Annotated in this window: 2 protein-coding genes; one reads left to right on the top strand and one right to left on the bottom strand. The window is 43.0% G+C overall.

Annotated elements, in window-relative coordinates:
• The coding region (locus A3756_RS16050) for a YdiY family protein (protein ID WP_156490531.1) at positions 1–428 on the top strand (428 nt) is incomplete at its 5' end.
• 149 nt (positions 429–577) lie between these two features.
• Here the strand turns inward: A3756_RS16050 and A3756_RS16045 are convergent.
• Positions 578–1,205: helix-hairpin-helix domain-containing protein (locus tag A3756_RS16045; protein ID WP_068553908.1), on the bottom strand; the 628-nt coding region annotated here is incomplete at its 5' end.

Genomic DNA, 1,205 nt, shown 5'->3' with positions numbered 1-1,205 from the left:
GAGCTTATGCGCTTGGCGTCATCTCGTGGGAAAAGGATCGCTTTAGCGGTTTTGACCATCAAACCTCTATCGCACTGGGTTTAGGCTATAAAGCTATTGCAGAAGATAATATGGAATTGAATTTCGAGCTTGCGCCTGGTTATCGTGTGATCGAAGACAACAATGGCAATAACGAAGAAGATAGCATTATTCGTGCAGCTGAGATCTTCTCTTGGAAATTCAATGAAACATCTAGCCTTGACCAGTTCCTGAATACAGAAGCCGGCGACAGTAACACTGTGACACGTTTTGGTATCTCCTTAACCAGTCAGGTGCAAGAAGCCTTGTCAATGAAGGTTGGTTACACCATTAAGCATAGTTCTGATGTTCCAGCAGGTGCTGATAAAACTGATCGTGAAACGTCTGTCACGTTAGTCTATAAGCTGTAGCATTACTTTTTATGTAGGCAGCGATGGTGCTAACCCGCCAGCGAGCCGCGCAAGGCTCTGCCTACAGCAGAAAAGAAAGTATCAATCTGAAATTTCAGATACAAAAAAGGCAGCTTAATCGCTGCCTTTTTTATTGAAGCTTGAAACGCTTACTTCAACAATTCTTTAGCTTGCTCAACCCAAGAGTCTGAGCCGCGTACTGATTTGAACTCAGCCAACTTATCGGCAGGTGCATTAACGATATCTTCCAAGCTATTAAATCCCGCTGCATTCAATTTCTTAACCGTCGCAGGGCCAACACCTTTCATCGAAGAAATACCAGACTTAGCTGCACCAGTGGCTTTCTTAGTTGCTGTTGACGCTTTTGCTTTAGCAGTAGTCGCCGCCTTCTTAACAGTTGCTTTGGCTTTTTTAGCAGGCGTCTTTGGCGCTGGCATAATCTTATCCGCCAGAGGAAGCTTGCTTAATGCATCTTCAAGTTGACCAACCAGCTTATTCTTAGTCTCTAGCAAAGCTTCAGCACGCTCTTCAAATTCTTTCTGCTGCTTATTTAGCTGCTTTTGATACTGCTTCTCGATTTTCTTCAACCACTTTGTTGCAGGCTTAGTCGCCTCTTCACGCAACTCGTTTACTTGTGCAGTCAAATCATCAACCTGCTTCTGTAAATCTTTCTTAGTTGAAGTAACTTTCTTGTTGATATCTTTCAACAAGTCATTGCTCAGCTCTTTAACCTGAGAAACTTTCTTATCAATCTTCTTTGACGTTTTACCCATGCTT

This window comes from Oleiphilus sp. HI0086, from assembly GCF_001635225.1.
This window is presented reverse-complemented; position numbering and strand designations above follow the sequence as displayed.